The sequence below is a fragment of the Mesorhizobium sp. M7A.F.Ca.CA.001.10.2.1 genome (assembly GCF_003998575.1).
Lineage (GTDB): Bacteria > Pseudomonadota > Alphaproteobacteria > Rhizobiales > Rhizobiaceae > Mesorhizobium.
On sequence record NZ_RZQY01000036.1, the window covers coordinates 1 to 19,458 of the forward strand.

15 protein-coding genes are annotated in these 19,458 nt (G+C 64.4%); 7 read left to right on the forward strand and 8 right to left on the reverse strand.

Going from position 1 to position 19,458, the window contains the following annotated elements; genetic code table 11:
• Positions 1-778, forward strand: a 778-nt coding sequence (locus tag EN964_RS04445) for a type II secretion system F family protein (protein WP_164775731.1), incomplete at its 5' end; no start/stop codon positions are given.
• A gap of 84 nt (positions 779-862) precedes the next feature.
• On the opposite strand, the gene EN964_RS04450 is transcribed toward EN964_RS04445, so the two are convergent.
• Positions 863-1,684: a tetratricopeptide repeat protein gene (locus EN964_RS04450; protein WP_127269472.1), complete on the reverse strand. Its 822-nt coding sequence runs from the start codon at positions 1,682-1,684 to the stop codon at positions 863-865.
• Positions 1,685-1,800: 116 nt separating this feature from the next.
• Between EN964_RS04450 and EN964_RS04455 the strand changes: the two genes are divergently transcribed.
• From EN964_RS04455 to pdeM, 5 genes are all read left to right on the forward strand, one after another.
• A complete protein-coding gene (locus EN964_RS04455) occupies positions 1,801-3,165 on the forward strand; it encodes a M17 family metallopeptidase (RefSeq protein ID WP_127269471.1) in 1,365 nt (454 codons plus the stop codon).
• A gap of 73 nt (positions 3,166-3,238) precedes the next feature.
• Positions 3,239-3,589 (forward strand): MarR family winged helix-turn-helix transcriptional regulator, encoded by a 351-nt coding sequence (locus EN964_RS04460; RefSeq protein WP_013533675.1) that lies wholly within the window; start codon positions 3,239-3,241, stop codon positions 3,587-3,589.
• Positions 3,590-3,618: 29 nt separating this feature from the next.
• Positions 3,619-4,479: a C40 family peptidase gene (locus tag EN964_RS04465; RefSeq protein WP_164748718.1), complete on the forward strand. Its 861-nt coding sequence runs from the start codon at positions 3,619-3,621 to the stop codon at positions 4,477-4,479.
• Positions 4,480-4,680: 201 nt separating this feature from the next.
• A complete protein-coding gene (locus EN964_RS04470) occupies positions 4,681-7,230 on the forward strand; it encodes a ligase-associated DNA damage response DEXH box helicase (protein WP_127270393.1) in 2,550 nt (849 codons plus the stop codon).
• Positions 7,227-7,943 (forward strand): ligase-associated DNA damage response endonuclease PdeM, encoded by a 717-nt coding sequence (gene pdeM, locus EN964_RS04475; protein WP_127267785.1) that lies wholly within the window; start codon positions 7,227-7,229, stop codon positions 7,941-7,943. Before EN964_RS04470 ends, pdeM begins: the two co-directional genes overlap by 4 nt.
• Positions 7,944-7,949: 6 nt before the next feature.
• Here the strand turns inward: pdeM and EN964_RS04480 are convergent, their stop codons facing one another.
• The 3 genes from EN964_RS04480 to EN964_RS04490 are packed head-to-tail and all read right to left on the reverse strand — an operon-like array spanning position 7,950 to position 12,550.
• Positions 7,950-8,885, reverse strand: a complete 936-nt coding sequence (locus EN964_RS04480) for a dimethyl sulfoxide reductase anchor subunit family protein (protein ID WP_127267784.1) — start codon at positions 8,883-8,885, stop codon at positions 7,950-7,952.
• A 3-nt stretch (positions 8,886-8,888) separates the two neighbouring features.
• Entirely contained in the window at positions 8,889-9,623 is a 735-nt protein-coding gene (locus tag EN964_RS04485) for a 4Fe-4S dicluster domain-containing protein (RefSeq protein ID WP_127267783.1), read from the reverse strand.
• Positions 9,620-12,550, reverse strand: a complete 2,931-nt coding sequence (locus EN964_RS04490) for a molybdopterin oxidoreductase family protein (RefSeq protein WP_164749455.1) — start codon at positions 12,548-12,550, stop codon at positions 9,620-9,622. Before EN964_RS04490 ends, EN964_RS04485 begins: the two co-directional genes overlap by 4 nt.
• Before the next feature lie 278 nt (positions 12,551-12,828).
• Between EN964_RS04490 and EN964_RS04495 the strand changes: the two genes are divergently transcribed.
• A complete protein-coding gene (locus EN964_RS04495) occupies positions 12,829-13,791 on the forward strand; it encodes a LysR family transcriptional regulator (RefSeq protein ID WP_236383353.1) in 963 nt (320 codons plus the stop codon).
• 72 nt (positions 13,792-13,863) lie between these two features.
• Here the strand turns inward: EN964_RS04495 and EN964_RS04500 are convergent, their stop codons facing one another.
• From EN964_RS04500 to EN964_RS04515, 4 genes are all read right to left on the reverse strand, one after another.
• The gene (locus tag EN964_RS04500) at positions 13,864-15,120 is read right to left on the reverse strand and encodes an Hsp70 family protein (RefSeq protein ID WP_127267782.1); all 1,257 of its coding nucleotides are present in this window, start codon (positions 15,118-15,120) and stop codon (positions 13,864-13,866) included.
• Positions 15,121-15,389: 269 nt separating this feature from the next.
• Entirely contained in the window at positions 15,390-16,181 is a 792-nt protein-coding gene (locus EN964_RS04505) for a TIGR02186 family protein (RefSeq protein WP_127270392.1), read from the reverse strand.
• On the reverse strand, positions 16,181-17,104 hold the full coding sequence (locus EN964_RS04510) for a sulfite exporter TauE/SafE family protein (RefSeq protein WP_027039532.1): 924 nt from the start codon (positions 17,102-17,104) through the stop codon (positions 16,181-16,183). Before EN964_RS04510 ends, EN964_RS04505 begins: the two co-directional genes overlap by 1 nt.
• 192 nt (positions 17,105-17,296) lie before the next feature.
• Positions 17,297-19,458: SEL1-like repeat protein (locus tag EN964_RS04515; protein WP_206528689.1), on the reverse strand; the 2,162-nt coding region annotated here is incomplete at its 5' end.

The following is a 19,458-nucleotide window of genomic DNA, read 5'->3' on the forward strand; positions in this document are numbered from 1 at the left end:
CAACATTGTCGACCGGCTGGATCTGAGACGCGCGCTCGCCGATGAAGGCACCTTGCAGAAACTCAAGGTGGCCGGCTTTCGTGGACAGAATCCGCTGACGCGGTTTCTTTTCTTCCGTCTCGTACTTCCTTTCGTCGGTTTCGCGCTGGCCGCAATCTACATCTTCGCGCTCGGAGGACTGCCCGACAAGCCATTGGTCATCAGGCTGTTCGTCTGCGTCCTCGTTGCTTACGGCGGCTTCTACGCGCCAGTCATCTACGTCAACAACCGCGCCACCAAGCGCAAGCAGTCGATCCAGATGGCATGGCCGGATGGGCTCGATCTGATGCTTATCTGCGTCGAATCGGGCATGTCGGTGGAAGCGGCACTGCGCAAGGTCGCCGACGAGATCGGTGCGCAATCGGTGGCGCTGGCGGAAGAGTTCATCCTCACCAACGCCGAGCTTTCCTACCTGCCGGAGCGCAAGCAGGCCTACGAGAACCTGGCAAGCCGCACCGGCCTGGATTCGGTCAAGTCGGTGTCGCAGGCGCTCGTCCAGGCCGAGCGTTACGGCACGCCGGTGGCGCATGCACTGCGCGTGCTTGCCGCCGAAAGCCGCGACATGCGCATGAATGCTGCCGAGAAGAAGGCCGCCGCCCTGCCGCCAAAGCTCACAGTGCCGATGATCCTGTTTTTCCTGCCGGTGCTCTTCGCCATCATCCTGGGTCCCGCCGGCATTCAGGTCAGCCAGCGCGGTATCTTCGGCGATCATCCGGCGCCGGCAACAAACGCCCAGTAGCGGCAAGGCAAATTCCTGCATTCCCTCAAACGAAGAAGCCGCGCATGCAGCGCGGCTTCTTCGTTGGGCATCGGGATTGTGGTCTCAGTTGGTCGCGGATTTCGGCTTGTCCTGGTCCTTGAGCTGGCTCCAGGCATTCTGCTGGGCCAGCATCTGCCTGAGATAGGCGACGTTTGCCTGCGCCTGTTCGGGCGAGAGCTCCTGCGAGGCGATCTTCTCGGCCTCGTCGAACCGGCCTTGCAGGCCGACGACCAGTGCCAGGTTCTGGCGGACGCGGCTGTCCGCATTCGGCTGCTGCGCGGCCGAGCGCATATAGGTTTCGGCGGTGCGCAGGTCACCTTCCAGCACATACGACATGCCAAGATTGGAGAGCACGGAAGGCTCGTTCGGCTTAAGGTCGAGCGCCTTGCGGTAAAGCTGGCGCGCATCGTCCTTCTGGCCGGTCTGGTCGAGGATGGCCGCTTCGGCCGACACCAGCTTCCAGTCGGGATATTCCGGTGTTTGAGCGCGGCGCACGGCGTCGAGCGCCGCCTCGAACTGGCCATTGGCGGCCAGCGCCTTGCCATAGGAGGCAAGCACGTCACGATCCTTGGGCAAAGCGATGGCGAGTTTGCGCATCACAGCCAGCGACTGGTCGGCGTCGCCATCCATCTGCAACGCCGCCGCATAGTTCGTCGCCATCCGCTTGTCGTTGGGGTTCTTCGCGTAGGATTGGCCAAGTGCACCGGTGGCATTGTGCAGTTCGCCGGCCGACATGCTTTCAAGCGGTTTGCCGCTGGTGCGTGCGATAGAGCCGGTGGAGAGCTTGTCGGTTCCGCAGCCGGCGACGCCGGCCGCCAGCGCCAGCACAAGGGCCGTGGTGATGAGCCGTTTTCCCCTGGCATTGATCCTGCGGTTGGTCGGCATGGCCACCTAAGCCTCCATTCGTGCGCGGCCATTGCGTGGCCGTCTTCCCTCCCGCAGAAATATTCTGTTAACCCTAACGGACGGTTAAGAACGGCGACTCACACGGAGAACATCGCATGCCTGTCGAACTCGTCGGGAAGACATTGCCGGGCGCGCTGCCGGTCCATCTGATCGCCAGGGACGGTCTGGACGCGGCCGGCCTTGCGCCGGCCGCTGTCGCCTGGGCCAGGGCCAACGGCTTTTCCGGCGAGGCAGGCAGGACGCTGGTCGTGCCCGGCGAAAACGGGGCGCTCGGCGGCGCCTTGTTTGGTATCGGCGATGGCGAAGGCGCGCTCGCCTTTGGCGCGCTGTCGAAAGCCTTGCCGGAAGGCGACTGGCATTTCGCCTCGGCGCCGGCCGAGCCGGACCTCGCGGCGACCGCGCTGCTGCTCGGCGGCTATGTCTTCACCCGTTACGGCAAGAAGCCAGGCAAGGCGCTGCGCTTCGGCCTGCCGGCAGGCGTCGATGGCGGGCGCGTAGGCCGCATCGCCGATGGCGTCTTCCTGACACGCGATCTGGTCAACACGCCGACCAGCGATATGGGTCCAGAAGATTTGGAGCAGGCGGTGCGGACCCTGGCCGCCAGGCACAAGGCCGAAGTCTCGGTGGTCAAGGGTGACGATCTCCTCGACCGGAATTTCCCGATGATCCATGCTGTCGGCCGTGCGTCGGCCGGCGCGCCGCGCCTGATCGATATGCGATGGGGGCAGCAAGGGGCGCCGAAGGTGACCCTGGTCGGCAAGGGCGTCTGCTTCGACACGGGCGGTCTCGACATCAAGCCATCGTCCGGCATGCTGCTGATGAAAAAGGACATGGGCGGTGCTGCCAATGTCCTTGGCCTCGCCTCGATGATCATGGCTGCCGGGCTGAATGTGCGGCTGCGCGTGCTCATTCCCGCGGTTGAGAATTCGATTGCCGGCAACGCCTTCCGGCCCGGAGATGTGCTTGCGAGCCGCAAGGGCATCACTGTCGAGATCGGCAATACGGATGCCGAGGGGCGGCTGGTGCTGGCCGATGCGCTGGCGCTGGCCGACGAGGAGGAGCCGCAGCTTCTGGTCGACATGGCGACGCTGACCGGGGCTGCCCGCGTCGCGCTCGGCCCCGATCTGCCGCCGTTCTACACAAGTGACGAAGCGCTGGCATCCGATCTTGCGGCGGCTTCCGTCGCGGCCGAGGACCCTCTGTGGCGCATGCCGCTGTGGCGGCCCTACGATGCAAAACTGTCGTCGAAAATCGCCGACATCAACAATGTCACATCAGACGGTTTCGCCGGCTCGATCACGGCGGCGCTGTTCCTGAAACGCTTCGTCGAAAAGACCGAGGGCTGGGCGCATTTCGACATCTTCGCCTGGAACCCGGCCGATCGTCCGCATGGCCCCGCCGGCGGCGAGGCACAAGGCATCCGCGCCCTAGAGCGGATCATCGCGAAACGCTACGGCTGACGGTTGCAGGCGGAGCCGGCAAAATTGCCTCGACTGAAACGGAACCGAAACAATTTGCCGTCATGCTGGCGCGATGTCGATTGCTATGCGCCCGAGCCAGGCCTTGCGACTGTGGCAGCAAGTGATGCTGTCACAGGTGCGCGACGACGCGCCCGATCTGACCATGCGCCAGACGGCGATCCTGTTCACCATCTATCTCGACCCGCCACCGCACACCGTGCGCGGGCTCGCCGCGCGCCTCAATGTCACCAAGCCGGTGATCACCCGCGCGCTCGACACGATGGGCGCTTTGAAACTCGTTTCGCGTCACCGCGATGAACTCGACAAGCGCAATGTGCTGATCAGGCGCACGGTCGAGGGCGCGCTCTTTGTCGAGCGCTTCGGCGATGGTATCATCGCCAAGGCGCTCGAACTGCCGATGTGAGCGCATTACCTTTCAACAGAGTGTTCGATTTGACTGCCAGGGATGCCCGCCTTCACGCTTTTCGCTCCGATCTCGCCGATGCAAGGCTGAAGGGCGAGGTCACCGCCGAGCGCTTCGTCGCCGGCCGGCCGGCGCGGGTCACCGCGTCAGTGGCCGATATGCGCAAGGCGCCGCGGCCGGACGCCGGCGTCAACACGCAAGCGCTGTTCGGCGACGATGTCCTGGTCTTCGATGTCGCTGAGGGCTGGGCCTGGGTCCAGGCCGAACGCGACGGCTATGTCGGCTACGTCGCCGACACGATGCTGGGCAAACGGGACCATGCGCCGACGCACATCGTCTGCGTGCCGCGCACCTTCCTCTACCCCGGGCCGGATCTGCGCTTTCCGATCGCCGGACAATTGTCGATGGGATCGACGGTGACGGTGACGGAGGCCGCCGAGACGCGCGGTACGCACTATGCGGTCCTGCCTTCCGGCGAGGCGTTGATCGCAAGCCACCTGCGGCCGCTGAGTGAAGCTGCCTCCGACTATGTCGCGGTTGCCGAGGCGTTTCTCGGCACGCCCTATCTCTGGGGCGGCACTTCCGGTTTCGGCATCGACTGTTCGGGCCTTGTGCAATTGGCGATGCGCATGGCCGGCAAAGACGTGCTGCGCGATTCCGACATGCAGGCGGCGACACTTGGCGAGCCGCTCGAACCGGGACCTGATTTCTCCGGGTTGCGACGCGGCGATCTGGTGTTCTGGAAGGGCCATGTCGCCGTCATGACCGACGCCGACACGATGATCCACGCCAACGGCCACACCATGCTGGTGTCGCGCGAAGGGCTGAAGGACGCCGTCGCCCGCATCGGATATCTTTACGGCGGTCCGACCGGGTTCAGGAGGCCGTAGCCTTTCTTCCTTCGCCCCGTTCACGGGGAGAAGGTGCCCGAAGGGCGGATGAGAGGCAGTGCCAGCATTTGAAGGTTCGCGCTGCCCCTCACCTGCCTGCCGGCATCCTCTCCCCGTAAACGGGGCGAGGAAAGCTCACCTCGATCACCTTTTGTTCCGATTTTCCTTGGCGTTCGCGCGCCGTCGCGCTACCTCTGGCGGGTGACAGAGCAGCCGCGCCTTGCCGAACAGAATGCCGCCGTGGCCCTGCCCGAACCATTCCTCAGATGGTTCGGCGAGAAAGGCTGGTCGCCGCGCGCCCATCAGATTGGACTTCTGGCGAAAGCCCAGGCCGGGCAATCAGTCCTGCTGATTGCGCCGACCGGTGCCGGCAAGACGCTGGCCGGGTTCCTGCCTTCGCTCACTGAACTGGCCAACCGGCCCAAGAGAAAGCCGGGCCAGGCGCGTCGCGGTATCCACACGCTCTACATCTCGCCGCTGAAGGCGCTGGCCGTCGATATCGAGCGCAATCTCGGCAAGCCGGTGGAGGAAATCGGCCTGCCCGTCACCATCGAGACGCGCACCGGCGACACCCCCGCCCACAAGCGTCAGCGCCAGAAGCTGGTGCCGCCCGACATCCTGCTGACCACGCCCGAGCAACTGGCGCTGCTGATTGCGGCAGGCGATGCAAGACGCTTCTTCGAGGATCTGCGCTACGTCGTGCTCGACGAGTTGCACTCGCTGGTGACGTCGAAACGCGGGCATCTGCTGGCGCTCGGCCTGGCGCGGCTGCGCAGCTTTGTCCCCGGCTTGCAGACGATCGGCCTGTCAGCGACGGTGGCCGAACCGGACGAGTTGCGGCGCTGGCTGGTCAGCCAGAATCCGCCCAAGGGTTCGACCGGCCATAGCATGGCCGAACTGATCGTCGTCACCGGGGGTGCGAAACCGGAGATTTCTATCCTCGATTCCGAAGAGCGCGTGCCTTGGGCGGGACATTCGGCGCGCTACGCCACGCCGGAAATCTATCGCGAGATCAAGCGCCACAAGACGACCCTGCTGTTCGTCAACACGCGCAGCCAGGCGGAGTTGCTGTTCCAGGAATTGTGGCGGGTCAACGAGGACACTTTGCCGATCGCGCTGCATCACGGTTCGCTCGACGTCGCCCAGCGCCGGCGCGTCGAAAAGGCGATGGGGGAAAACGCACTGCGCGCCATCGTCGCCACCTCGACGCTCGACCTCGGCATCGACTGGGGCGATGTCGATCTGGTTGTGCATGTCGGTGCGCCGAAGGGGGCGAGCCGGCTGGCGCAGCGCATCGGCCGCGCCAACCACCGCATGGACGAGCCGTCCAAGGCGATCCTCATTCCCGCCAATCGCTTCGAGGTGCTGGAATGCCGGGCCGCCCTCGACGCCAACTATCTCGGCGCGCAGGACACGCCTCCCTTGATCGATGGCGGGCTCGATGTGCTGGCCCAGCATGTGCTCGGCTGCGCCTGCGGCGCGCCATTCCGTGCCGATGACCTGTTCGAGGAAGTGCGAACGGCTGCGCCCTATGTCAGCCTCGACCGGACGACATTCGACCGCGTCATCGATTTCGTCGCCACCGGCGGCTACGCGCTCAAGAATTACGAGCGCTACGCCCGCATACGCCTGAACAAGGATGGGTTCTGGCGGGTGTCCAATCCGCGCGTCGCCCAACAATACAGGTTGAATGTCGGCACCATCATCGAGGTGCCGGCGCTGAATGTGCGCTATATCAAGGCCGGCGGCAAAGGCGCGGCTTCGCGCGGCGGCCGGGTTCTCGGCAAGATCGAGGAGGCCTTCCTCGAAACGTTGACGCATGGCGACACCTTCATGTTCGCCGGCAAGGTGCTGCGCTTCGAAGGCATCCGCGAGAATGAATGCTTCGTGTCGAACGCGCCCGGCAGCGATGCCAAGGTGCCTTACTATGGCGGCGGCAAGTTCCCGCTTTCGACCTATCTCGCCGAACAGGTCCGCATCATGCTGGACGACCCGCAGCGATGGAAGAAGCTGCCCGAGCAGGTCGCCGACTGGCTGCGATTCCAGGCCGACAAATCGGTGCTGCCCAAACGCGATGACCTGCTGATCGAGACCTTTCCACGAGGCAACCGCCATTACCTGGTGGCTTATCCGTTCGAGGGCAGGCTGGCGCACCAGACGCTCGGCATGCTGCTCACCCGCCGTCTCGACAGGGCGGGAGCCAGGCCGCTCGGCTTTGTCGCCACCGACTATGCGCTGGCGATATGGTCATTGGGCGACATGGGCGCGATGTTCAAAGCAAGGAAGCCTTCGCTTGGCGCCCTTTTCGACCAGGATATGCTGGGCGATGACCTCGAAGCCTGGCTGGCCGACAGCTGGCTTCTCAAACGCACCTTCCGCAATTGCGCGCTGATTTCGGGGTTGATCGAGAAACGCCATCCGGGCCAGGAAAAGAGTGGTCGCCAGGTCACGGTCTCGACCGACCTGATCTATGACGTGCTGCGCAGCCATGAACCGGACCACATCCTGCTTCAGGCGACACGTGCCGATGCGGCCACCGGCCTGCTCGATGTCAGTAGACTTGCCGACATGCTCTCGCGCATCCAGGGTCGAATCGTGCATAAGGCACTCGAACAGATATCGCCGCTCGCCGTGCCGATCATGCTCGAGATCGGCAAGATGCCGGTCCATGGCGAAGCCGATGAAACGCTTTTGATGGATGCGGCGACTTTGGTCGAGGAGGCCATGGGGCCGGAAATGGCTGAGGAATGAATTTTTCGCTGGCGCGCACATCGCTGATTGCCGAGGCCGACCTTGTCGGCATATCAGGCGAGCGCGCCGTCTGCGACCCACGCGGCGTGCTTTATTTTCCGGATCTGCGGCTTCTGGCCGTGTCCGATCTGCATCTGGAAAAGGGTTCGTCGCTGGCACGCCGCGGCACGCTGATCCCGCCCTACGACACCGGCGCGACCTTGTTGCGGCTTCAGGCCGTGATATCAGATTACCAGCCGTCGATCGTCATCAGCCTGGGCGACAGCTTTCACGATGGCGGCGGCGCCCAGCGTATGCATGCAAGCTTCCGCGAGCGGCTGGAAGCGCTGATGGCAGGCCGAGACTGGTTCTGGGTCGCCGGCAACCATGACCCGGAAGCGCCAGCCGATCTGCCCGGCGAAACGGTGCGTGAACTTGCTATAGGCTCGCTGCTGTTCCGGCATGAGCCGTCGAAGCAGCGTGTCGAAGGCGAAATAGCGGGCCATCTGCATCCCTGCGCCCGCATAGTCCAGCAGGGACGCTCGGTGAGGCGGCGCTGCTTTGCCGGCGACGGCGGCCGCATGATCATGCCGGCCTTCGGCGCCTATACCGGTTCGCTCAACGTCCTCGACCACGCCTATGCCGGGCTGTTCCGGCTGGACACGCTGATGGCTTATATGCTGGGCGCCCAACGCATCTTTGCCATTTCCGGCTCGATGCTGCGGCCGGGCTAAACAGCCTTACCTGCCATAGTAGAGCGTAACCGTGTGCTTCGCCTCGGCGAAGAACAGCCAGCGCTCGACCAGCATGCCAGCGAACTGGATTGCAGCAGCAAGTATCGACAGCAACGCTGCCAGCGGCCCTGGCAGGGCGAACACAATGGCGAGCAGCCCCAAGGGCAACGCGAAGGCCAGAACCTGCGTGATCTGGCGCAGCCGCGCGCCATGCTTGCGTGCGATGCGGAACCCCATCTCCTTGAGCAGGTAATTCTCCTCGGTATGCGGCCATTCCAGCGACCGCACTGTACCGCCGGCCAACCCGGTTGCGGTGTTGGCGGTGGTCGCGATCTCCAATCGGTCGTTGTAGCGCCAGGTCGCCACTTTCCAGCCCCAGCCGAACAAGGTCAGCAGCAGGCAAGCCGCCAGCTGTACCTTCGAACCAAGCGCAAAGCCCTGCAGCAGCGCGTTCAGCAGCACGCTGCCGGTCATCGCCGAAAAGATGAGGTAGCCGGGCAGGGTGAAGCGGCTGTGCCACTGGGCGATCGGCTTCAGCGACGCATAGATCATGCCGGTGGTGCAGACGGTGACGACCGCGCCGATGGCAGCCAGAAATCCGGCGATGCCGACCCAGCCATCGATGCGGCCGAGAAACACCCAGCCGATGCCGAACAGCCCCGCCGGAATGAAGGTGATGACCGAGGCGACGCCTTCGCGCGACAGCCATGAACTGCGCCATTGCGAGAACGCCCGCCAGGCGCGTTCGGGACGGCCGAGGTGACCCGTTGAAGACAACAACCCGGCCACGATGAGACCGAGTGCCAGGCCCATGCCGACAAGGCCCAGCCAGAAATCAGGCGGGATGATCTGGAAGCCTCCGAACATGCCCAGCAGCGCCAGCAGGCCGTAGCCGGCGCCGGTGGCGGTGGTGAAGAAGACGACGGAGAAGGCTGGATGCATGGGTCAGTTCGAAAGCATGCGGTCGACCCAGCCGAGGAAACCGCCTTCGGCCCGCACCGGTTCCAATGCCGGCGCGGCCACCGATGCGGCGCGCGCGGTGTGGGCGCGCGGCGGCAAATATTTGTTGGTCGGGCGATAGCCGAGCTCGGGCATCAGGTCGACACCGCCGCGCTCCGCCACCAGTTGCGACACAGCCGACAGGGGATCGCCGAGGTCGCCGAAATGGCGGGCGCTGGTCGGGCAAGCGGCGACGCAGGCCGGTACGCGGTCCTCTTCGGCCAGATTGTCATTGTAGATGCGGTCGACGCACAGCGTGCACTTCTTCATCACCCCGACATCGGTGTCGAATTCGCGTGCGCCATAGGGACAGGCCCAGCTGCACAATTTGCAGCCGATGCACTTGTCCTCGTCGATCAGCACGATGCCGTCCGAGGCCCGCTTGTAGGACGCGCCGGTCGGGCAGACGGTAACGCAGGCCGGTGTCTCGCAATGCAGGCAGGAGCGCGGGAAGTTGACGGTGCGCCCGCCCATCTCGGTCGTGTGCTCGTAAGCGTGCACGCGGTTGAACCAAACGCCGTCGACATGGCCGCCATAGGGGTCGATGTCGGTCAGCGGCGCCATGTGGCCGCCGGTGTTCCATTCCTTGCAGGCGGTGACACAGGCCTGGCAGCCGACGCACGTATCGAGGTCGATGACGAGGCCGAGTTTCTTGTCGCTTTGGCTTGGCAGACAGGTCATTCAGTCGTCTCTCTTGCCCGGCGGAATTCGGCGCCGAAAGTCAGCCTGTCGGGCGAGGGTTCGAAATGCGGTGGCTGCTGGAAACGTTCGAATTGCGGCTCGGTGAAGCCGGCTTCTTCGGCCGCGCATTTGACGATGCGCACGCGTAAATCGAACCATGCCGCCTGGCCGGTCACAGGATCGGAGTTCGAATAGCGTTTGCCCTGAGCGTCAGCCGAGGTCTGGTCGCCGATGATATGGTTGAGCAGGAAGCCGCGGTTGCTCTCGGCCGCGTCGTCCTTCAGCCCCCAGCTGCCGCGCCTTTTGCCGATGGCGTTCCAGGTCCAGACCGTGCTTTCGTTGACCCCGTCGATCAGCTTGATCTGCCCCTTCACCCTGCCGTTGATGCTTTCGATCCACACCCAGTCGTCGTCGACAAGGCCGAGGCCAGCTGCCGTACGGTGATGCACGAACAGCCGGTTCTGGCTGGTGATCTGCCGCAGCCACGCATTCTGCGATCCCCAGGAATGGTACATGTGCATCGGCCGCTGCGTCAGCGCATGCAGGGGAAATTTTTCGAGGTCGACGACCGCTTCCTCGAAGGGCATGTACCAGAACGGAAGCGGGTCCATGTAGGTCTCGATGCGTTGGCGATCGGCCTCTGGCGGCAAGACGTGACCGTGCCCACGTGCGGCCAGGCGAAAACGCTGCAGCGGCTCGGAATAGAGCTGGAAGACGATCGGTTCCGCCTTGGGGATGAAGCCCATCTGCTCCGCGAAATCGAGATAGGAGCGGTTGGCCATCTTGTAATAGCGCTGGTCGTCGGCGAAATCGTGGTGCCAGAAGCCGCCATTGTCGATGTAGCGCTGCATCTGGTCCGGGTTGGCCTCGCCCCTGCCAGTCGACGTCCCGTCCTTGCCGCGCCAGCCGGCGAGCGGGCCGATGCCTGATGTGCGCTCATGGTTGACGATGTAGTCGGCGTAGTCGGCATATCTGGCCGAGCCATCGTCGTTGACGAAACCGGGCAGGCCGAGCCGCGCGCCGAGTTCGATCAGCACCGATTGGAACGGCCGGACGTCGCGGTCAGGTTCGACGACGGGATGGCGGATGGCGTCGCCCGGTCCGTCGGCATGGCTGATCGGCCGGTCGAGCAGGCTGATGCAGTCATGCCGCTCAAGATAGGTGGTGTCGGGCAGCACGAGGTCGGCGAACGGCACGGTCTCGGAATAATAGGCATCGGAATAGATGATGAAGGGGATCTTGTAGTTGCCCGCTTCGTCGCTGTCGGTCAGCATGGCGATGGTCTCGACGGTGTTCATCGAGGAATTCCACGCCATGTTCGACATGTACATCATCAGTGTATCGATCGGGTACGGGTCGCCGTCCCAGGCATTGCGGATGACGGTGTGCATCAGGCCGTGTGCCGCCAGCGGTGCGTCCCAGGAATAGGCCTTGTCGAGGCGAAGCGGCGTGCCGGCCTCATCGACCAGCAAATCGTCCGGCCCACAGACGAAACCGAGTGGCATGCCGTCAAGCGGCGTCATCGGCTTGACGGTCTTGCCGGCCGGCTTCGGTCCTGGCGGCGCGGAGCGGGGGTAGGGCGGCTTGAAACGGAAGCCGCCAGGGACATCCACAGTGCCCAGCAACACCTGGAGGAGATGGATGGCGCGGCAGGTGTGGAAGCCGTTCGAATGGGCCGAGATGCCGCGCATGGCGTGCATCGAGACAGGCCGCCCCTTGATCGTCTCGTGCCGGCGCCCGGCCCAATCGGTCCACGCGATCGGCAACTCGATCGTCTGTTCGAAGGCGACATGCGCAAGTTCGGCGGCGATCCTGCGGATCGTATCGGCGGCAATGCCGCAGCGCTCGGCGACCGCGTCCGGCGCATAGCTTGCATCGAGGTAGCGGTCGGCGATGAGCTGGAACACCGGGACGCAGCGGCGCCCGCCGATCGTGAAGCTGCCCGTCAGTGCCGGCTTCGCACTGGCATCGGTGGCGCCGACAGGCGTCTTCGCAACCCTGTCCCACGCCAGCGGATTTCCGTCGGCGTCGCGCACGAACAGCCCGTCATCGGCGGCACCCGGCTCCTGCACGACGAGAACATGGGCATTGGTGTAGCGCAGCAGATAATCGAGATCGACGCGGCCCGCCTTGAGCAATTCGTGGATGAGCGCGAACACGAACAGCCCATCGGTGCCGGGCCGAATGCCGATCCAGTCGTCTGCAATGGCATTGTAGCCGGTGCGGCACGGGTTGATCGAGACGACCTTGGCGCCGCGCGCCTTGAGTTTGCCGAGGCCGATCTTGATCGGGTTGGAATCGTGATCCTCGGCGACCCCGAACAGCATGAAATACCGGGTGTTGTCCCAGTCGGGCTCACCGAACTCCCAGAACGAACCGCCGATCGTATAGAGACCACCGGCCGCCATGTTGACCGAACAGAAGCCGCCATGGGCGGCAAAGTTCGGCGTGCCGAACTGGCTCGCCCACCAGCCGGTCAAGGATTGGGATTGATCGCGGCCGGTGAAGAAGGCCAGCTTCCTGGGGTCGGTCCGGCGGATGGCCGAGAGCCGTTCCGTCGCGATCGAAAACGCCTCTTCCCACTCGATCTCGCGGAACTCGCCGGAGCCGCGCGGCCCGCTGCGCAGCAAGGGCTTCTTCAGCCTTGCCGGACCGTAGTGCTGCATGATGCCGGAGCTGCCCTTGCCGCAGATCACGCCGCGATTGACCGGATGGTCCTTGTTGCCGTTGATGTAGCGGACCTTGCCATCCTTGATGTGCACGTCGATGCCGCAGCGGCAGGCGCACATGTAGCAGGTCGTCTTGGCGATGCTGTCGGAAACATCAGGCGAGGTGTCGACGCCGTCGCCTTCGTCAGGCGCCCGCGTGTCGGCAAGCGGGCGTTGCGATGGTGCCGAATTCGCGCCGCGCGGCGGTCCCTGCATCATGATCCGGTGGCGCCTGTACGGCCCATGGATTTGGCCCGCGTCTTCGGTCCGGGGCCGCGCATGTAATGCTCTTCCGGGTGGTAGCGATCGCCGGCCAGCCGCCGTCTTATGCCGCGGGTCCAATGCGCAAGCAGGGATCTGAACCGCCCGATCATTCTGCTCTCTGCGATCTCTCGGCGAATTTTTTCTAACTTCACGAGGAAACTTAGAATAAAGCTACCGATCCGTCTAATCAGTTGTTCTTGTAAATTCGATCGATATTGGTTCTTAATACAGGCATGACCCTGGACCAGTTGCGCATTTTCGTCGCCGTCGCCGAGCGCGGCCATATGACCAAGGCGGCGGAATTGCTGGGCATTTCGCAGTCGGCCGCATCGGCCGCCATCCGGGCGCTTGAAGAACAGCACGGCGTCCATCTGTTCAACCGCGTCGGCCGCAACATCGAGCTTGCCCAGACCGGCCACCGGTTCCTGCCCGAGGCCAAGGCCGTGCTCGAGCGGGCCGCCGCCGCGCGCAATGTGCTGGAGCATGTCTCGCAGACCGTCACCGGCAGCCTCTCGATCGCCGCCAGCCAGACTATCGCCAGCTACTGGCTGCCGCGCCGGCTGGCTTCCTTCCACGAAGCCTATCCGGCCGTCAGGCTGAGCGTCTCCATCGGCAACACCAGGCAGGTCGAGGCCAATGTCCTCGATGGCGCGGCGGATCTCGGCCTGGTGGAGGGGCGCACCGAGTCCGACATATTGCGCCGCACCAAGGTCGACGTCGACAGGCTGATCCTGGTGGTTGCCAGCGCGCATCCGGAGATCCCCGAAGTCGCGCCCGGCCGCCCTGACATCAAGGGCCTGCGCTGGATCATCCGTGAGGGCGGTTCCGGCACGCGCGAGGTGCTGGAGGATCTGGCGCGCCACGAAGGGATTTCGCTCGCCGACCTCCAGATATTCCTGGTGCTGCCGAGCAATGAAGCTATTCGCCAGGCCGTCGAGGCGGGGGCCGGCGCCACCATCATTTCCGAACTTGTCGTGGCACGCGCCGTGGCCGAAGGCAGTCTGAGGTCGGTGCCGCTCCAACTGCCGAAACGCGACTTCGCCATGATCACCCATCGCGATCGCCAGGCAAGCCTGGCCCAGATTGCGCTCAAGGCGCATCTGGGTACGTCGGATCAACGGCGAGGGTTCGCTGAGATTCAGGTCAGGCCGAGTCGAAAATGGCTGATGCCGAGAACCGGAGCGGAGCGTACTTAAAGTACGTGAGCACCGGAAGCGCAGGTATCAGCCATTTGCAGGCCGGCATCACCTGAATATCAATGGACCCGGTCAACCGAACTTTCGCTGCGCATCCAGCGCCAGGCCAAGTCCGACCGAGCCGAACATGTCGCCTTCGATGACGGATGCCTGCGGCACCAGCGACAGGATTTCTCGCCTTGCCAGCGGGATCGCGGTCGATCCGCCGGTCAGGAACACCGCGGTGATGTCGGATGGCTTCACCTCAGCGTCCCGGATGGTCTGCGCTACCGTCGCCGTGACCCGCTCGATGTCCCTGGCGATCGTGGCATCCAGCCCGTTGCGCGTGATTTCGGCCGCGAACTCCGCACCCGGCAGCTTCACCACGACCTCCGCGGATGACCTGTCGGTCAGCTCTATCTTGGCTTTTTCGACAAGTGCGGCCAGCGCGTGTCCATAGCGGTGTTCGACGATGTGGATGAAACGGTCGACCAGGTCGGCGCGCTCGGCCTCGTAGCGGATCTGGCGCAGATGCGTCATCGCCTTGGCGGTGTAGACCAGGTTGATGCGCTGCCATGTCGCGAGGTCGATGAAGTAGCTTGCCGGCAGATTGCGCTTGCCGTCCTTGGTCGGCGTCAAATAGCCGAGTTGCGGCATGACATGGGCGATGCTCAGCAGCCGGTCGAAATCCGTACCGCCGATATGGACGCCCCGGCTGGCCAGGATGTCGTCCTTGCGGTCGAGCGACCGGGAGCGCTGCGGCGAGACGCGCACGATCGAGAAGTCCGACGTGCCGCCGCCCATATCGATGATCAGCGCCAGTTCCTCGCATGTCACCTTTTGTTCGTAGTCGAGCGCCGCCGCGATCGGCTCGAACTGGAAAGCGATGTGCTTGAAGCCCTGGCCACGGGCGGCGTTCTCGAGTTCGCTTTGCGCCTTCGCGTCGGCCTCGGCATCGTCGTCGACGAATTGCACCGGCCGGCCAAGAACGACGGTCTCGACCGTATCGCCGGCATCTGCTTCCAGCCTCATCTTGAGATGTCCGAGGAACATGCCGACGATGTCCATGAAGCCGATCGACCGCGATTTGATGCGGGTCTTTTCATGGGCCAGCGAACTGCCGAGCACGCTCTTCAGCGAACGCATCAGCCGGCCTTCGATGCTGTCGGTGTAGTTGGCGATGGCGTGACGGCCAAAGCAGGTGCGGTTGTCCTCGAAGTTGAAGAACACGGCACTGGGCAGTGTCACCTGGCCGTCCTCCAGGGCGACGAGGCGCGGCTGCCCGTTGCGGACCACGCCAACGGTGGAGTTCGAAGTGCCGAAGTCGATGCCGCCGAAGGCTGGTCGCATGACAAGTTCCTGTATTTGTCGTCGGCGAGCCGACAGGCGCCGAGAAATCGCGCGCTGCCCGGGGACGGGCTGCGCTGCCGAACCGAATTGTTTGTGTCTGCCATTTGGCTGGGGAGCGCGGTCTACCGCATGCCCCGGTAAAGGGAAACCACTTTTCGGGAAAAGTTCTGAAGTGCGTCGCGTTTGAGTGGATTCACGCGACGCACTTCAGGTCTTGATTCGATGCATGTCGCTCGCCCAAAAGCGGGGCCACCTTTGGGCGACATGCATTAATCCCGCCGGAAGATCAGCCTTCCAAGCCAGCCGGTCAGCATGGCCAGCGATATCGCGAAGACGCCATAGAGGAACGAATAATTGTGGGCGATACGGAAGATCGACTGTTCAAAACCGGATTTGCGGATTTCGAGCTGGGCCGAGCTTTCCTTGATGAACAGGCCGCTCTTGAACAGGAACGCGCGGGCTTTATGGGTTCCAACTGGCACATTTGGCGCCAGCCTCACTGTGGCGCGGAACAGGTTCTGCGACAGGAATTGCACGCCGCCGACATTCTCGCTGTAGAGGCCGGTCGCCGACTTGCGCTCCCGCAGTGCGGCCGTGAATTCCTCGATCGTCGCCGGGCTGTCGCCGGCATCGGCGGGCTGCATGTAGAGGTTGGAGGCGCCGAGCGACAGCTGCTTGTAGCTGTTGGGTTCGGTGATGTCCTGCAGCGGCCGCGTCGTCGCCACCGAATAGGAGACCGGCACGTTCTCGAAGGTCTCGGAATCCAGATTGACCCAGACGCCTAGCACCCTGTCCTTGCGGCGCACCACCACCGGTTTGGGCGGACCTTCGAGCACGACGATGACGTCGTAGCGGCCTTGGCGCGCGACAAGTGGATCCGGGTTTTCCAGCGAACCGAAAATGGTCAGGTCGGCCCCGGAAAAGCCGGCGGTGATCGAGACATTATCGGTGGAGAGACCGATCTGGATGCCTTCGGTCAGCGGAACCTGTGCCTTCGCCGGCACGGCGGCCGCAAGCAGCGTCAGGAGAATGGCGGTTGCGAATGTGTTGCGAGCCTTCATCAGTTGAGGCCCGCGGCAGACAGCGAATAGAGGTTGGGCGGGGTGACGAAAAGATCGATCGCCAATCGTATCGCCACCGCCAGCACCAGCAGCGCCAGCAAGGCCCTGAGTTGCTCGCCGCGCAGCCGCTGGCCTGCCTTGGCGCCGTACTGCGCACCGGCGACGCCGCCCGCCATCAGCAGGAAGGCCAGCACGACGTCGACCGTCTGGTTGGTGGTGGCGTGGACCAGCGTCGTATAGGCGGAGGTGAAGATGATCTGGAACAGCGAGGTGCCGATGACGACGTTGGTCGGCACTTTCAGCAGATAGATCAGTGCCGGCACCATGATGAAGCCGCCGCCGACGCCCATGATCGACGACAGGAAGCCGATGCCGGCGCCAAGTCCAAGGACGGGGATGACGCTGACGAACAGTTTTGAGGCCCTGAAGCGCATCTTCAGCGGCAAGCGGTGGATCCAGTTGTGCTGACCGGATTTCTTCAGCACCGGCGCCGCACCGCTGCGCGTGGCGCGCAGCGCATTGACGCTTTCGACCAGCATCAGTCCGCCGACGGTGCCGAGCAGCACGACGTAGAGCAGCGAGATGAACAGGTCGAGCTGGCCGAGGCGGCGCAGGAAGGCGAAGACGAAGATGCCGCCGGTGGAACCGACAATGCCGCCGGCCAGCAATACCCCGCCGAGCTTGAAGTCGAGCGTCCCTCGCTTCATGTGCGAAAGGACGCCGGAGACGGAGGAGGCGATGACCTGGTTGGCGCCCGTGGCGACCGCGATCGCCGGGGGGATGTTGTAGAAGATCAGCAGCGGCGTGATGAGGAAGCCGCCGCCGACGCCGAACATGCCCGACAGGAAACCCACCGCCGCGCCCATGGCCAGCAGGACGAAGATATTGACGGAAATTTCCGCGATCGGGAGATAGATGCCCACCCGTCAGTCTCGATCAGTTCTGCCTGTCGGCGAATGCAACCGTTGCGGGCATCTTGACCCGACAAGCCAATTCGTTCTTGCCCCGGAGGTGCTGCGAAGTCAAACCGCGCTACGCCGCCGAAACAAAAAACATCTCAATCAGTTAACAGGCGAATGTGTGGCAAGGGCGTCGTGGAAACGACGCCTCTGCCGTTATTTGCGCGCCAGCAGCGCCTTGACCAGTTTTTCATCGACTTCGCCGGTCGCCGGCATCTTGTTGTCGGTCTGGAAAGCCATGATCGCGGTCTTCGTCTTCTGGCCCATCTTGCCGTCGGCGCCGCCGGCGTCGTAGCCGTTCTTGTTGAGAATGCGCTGGATGTTCTGGACGGCCTTCTTCATGTCGATGCTGGCTGTCGTCTGCGGCGCGCCGTCCTGCCAGGATTCGGGAATGTCGGCCGAATTGGCCGCCGCATCCAGCGGCTTGGCCTTCCACAGTTCGGTCGCGGCGCGGGCGCGTTCGAGCTGCTCTGGCCGCAGCGCATTGGCGATCTCGTCACGCTTGGCAGCGGCATCCTTGTCGCCGGTCTTGGCGACGAGCGCGAACCATTTGTAGGATTCCTCGAGGTTCTGCTTCATGCCGACGCCCTTGGCGGCGAGGATGCCGAGATTGAACTGGCTGTCCTTGACGCCGACGTCGGCGGCCGCCTGGAACCAGTGCGCGGCCGATTCATTGTCGGTCACGCCGTCTGCCGCCATGGCGAACAAGACGGCCAGATTGTGCATGCCGCTGGCGTTGCCCTGTGCTGCGGAAAGCTGGTACCAGGTCTTCGCCTTCTTGATGTCGCGCGCGACGCCGATGCCCTTTTCGTAGAAGTTTCCGATGCGGTATTCGGCCGGCGCGAAGCCGAGTTCCGCCGATTTCTCGTACCATTTGGCCGCTGCCGCCATGTCTTCCTTGACGCCGCGCGACTCGGCATAGCGCGAGCCGATCTCGAACAGCGCCTTGGCGTCGCCGCTGGCGGCGGCATCACGCAAGGCGGCAGGGCCGGCGTCAGCGGGAATGTCGAACTTTGCCGTCGTCGCCGGCGAAGCGTCCGCTGGCGGAACCGCGCCCGTGGTGTCCTTAGCGGCGGTCGGCTCAGTCGCCATAGGCTGCGCGTCGGTGTCGGCGGCTTCCGCGGCGACCGGAACGGTCGAGGCCGGCGCAGCCGAGGCTGTCGTCCCGGACATCGCCGGGTTCGCATCGGCCGATGTAATCGAGGCGACGGGCGCGGGAACCGGCTCTGCGGTCGGCGCGGCATCCATCGGCGGCTCGGCGCCTGGCGGCGTGGCAATCATGCTTTGCGCGGCCATGTCGTCCTTGGTTGCCGGTGCGGACGGCTCGGCCTGCCTGACGGTGTGGTCAGGCGCACTTTCCACTGCCGCGGGCTGCGCGTCCATCTTAGGTTGGCCGGCGGCATCGAGCGAGGCGGTCTGCACCGGCTGCGAGGCGACGATCGGCGCAACATCGTTGCTCGCCACCTGGGCCGGATCGGCGAAGAAGGCCTTGCCCAGTTGCAGGGCGCCCAGTGCCAGCAGGATCGCGGTTGTCCCCATCAGGATCGGTTTGCGCCGTGCCTTGAGCAGGTCGCCGATCCGCAGTGCCTTCACCGGTCCGGTCACCGTCGACTGGCGCTTCAGCGCATCGGCCTCGGCGGCCGCGGCCTGGGCCGCGCGCCGGGCAGCGGCGATGAAATCCGACTTCGCGGCGTCGGTGTCGCTGGGCTTGGCAGGCTGGCCGCGCTCGTCGCGCACGCGCTTCATGATGGCGTTGAGGTCAGGTGCGCCGGAACCGGGCTCCAGCGGCCGGTTGGCCATTTTCGGATCGAGCGGTTCGTCGAGATCGACGCTCGGGATCGGGGCAGTCGGCGCAGAGCCGGCCAGTGGCGGGATGTCCGCCTCCTTCTTGCCCTTAAAGGCGCGGGCCAGTCCGCCGAACATCGACCTACGGCCGCCCGCCTGTTCGTTCTTCTCGACAATTGTGTCGGAGCCGAGAGCAGCCATGGCCGCAGCCGCTGCGGCTTCGGCCGGCGTGCGCGTTCCCATACCCAGGCCGCCCAGATCGCTACGAGCACCCGGCTCGTTGCGCAGGATGGCGGCGGCACGGCCATCGAGATCGGCCAAGTCCCCAGTCAATGGCAGGGGCTGATCGATATCCATCGATGGCGCGTCCACGGCCATCTTGGGTCGCCGCACGCCGCGCCAGTTGCTCGGCTCGACCGGTGCCGCATCCAGCAATTCGCTCATCGCCTCGACCGGCTCGCCGGGTTCGAGCGAACCCAGCCGGTCGACGATCTTGAGCAACGTGTCGTGGATGGCCTCGAACGTTCTCGAAT

Bases quoted from the DNA above. Each gene is read 5' to 3' on its own strand.
- EN964_RS04500 (WP_127267782.1), bottom strand. From the start codon at position 15,120: ATGCGACCAGCCTTCGGCGGCATCGACTTCGGCACTTCGAACTCCACC.
- EN964_RS04495 (WP_236383353.1), top strand. From the start codon at position 12,829: ATGACCCTGGACCAGTTGCGCATTTTCGTCGCCGTCGCCGAGCGCGGC.
- EN964_RS04480 (WP_127267784.1), bottom strand. From the start codon at position 8,885: ATGCATCCAGCCTTCTCCGTCGTCTTCTTCACCACCGCCACCGGCGCC.
- EN964_RS04485 (WP_127267783.1), bottom strand. From the start codon at position 9,623: ATGACCTGTCTGCCAAGCCAAAGCGACAAGAAACTCGGCCTCGTCATC.
- EN964_RS04505 (WP_127270392.1), bottom strand. From the start codon at position 16,181: ATGAAGGCTCGCAACACATTCGCAACCGCCATTCTCCTGACGCTGCTT.
- EN964_RS04455 (WP_127269471.1), top strand. From the start codon at position 1,801: ATGCCTGTCGAACTCGTCGGGAAGACATTGCCGGGCGCGCTGCCGGTC.
- pdeM (WP_127267785.1), top strand. From the start codon at position 7,227: ATGAATTTTTCGCTGGCGCGCACATCGCTGATTGCCGAGGCCGACCTT.
- EN964_RS04490 (WP_164749455.1), bottom strand. From the start codon at position 12,550: ATGATGCAGGGACCGCCGCGCGGCGCGAATTCGGCACCATCGCAACGC.
- EN964_RS04460 (WP_013533675.1), top strand. From the start codon at position 3,239: ATGTCGATTGCTATGCGCCCGAGCCAGGCCTTGCGACTGTGGCAGCAA.
- EN964_RS04450 (WP_127269472.1), bottom strand. From the start codon at position 1,684: ATGCCGACCAACCGCAGGATCAATGCCAGGGGAAAACGGCTCATCACC.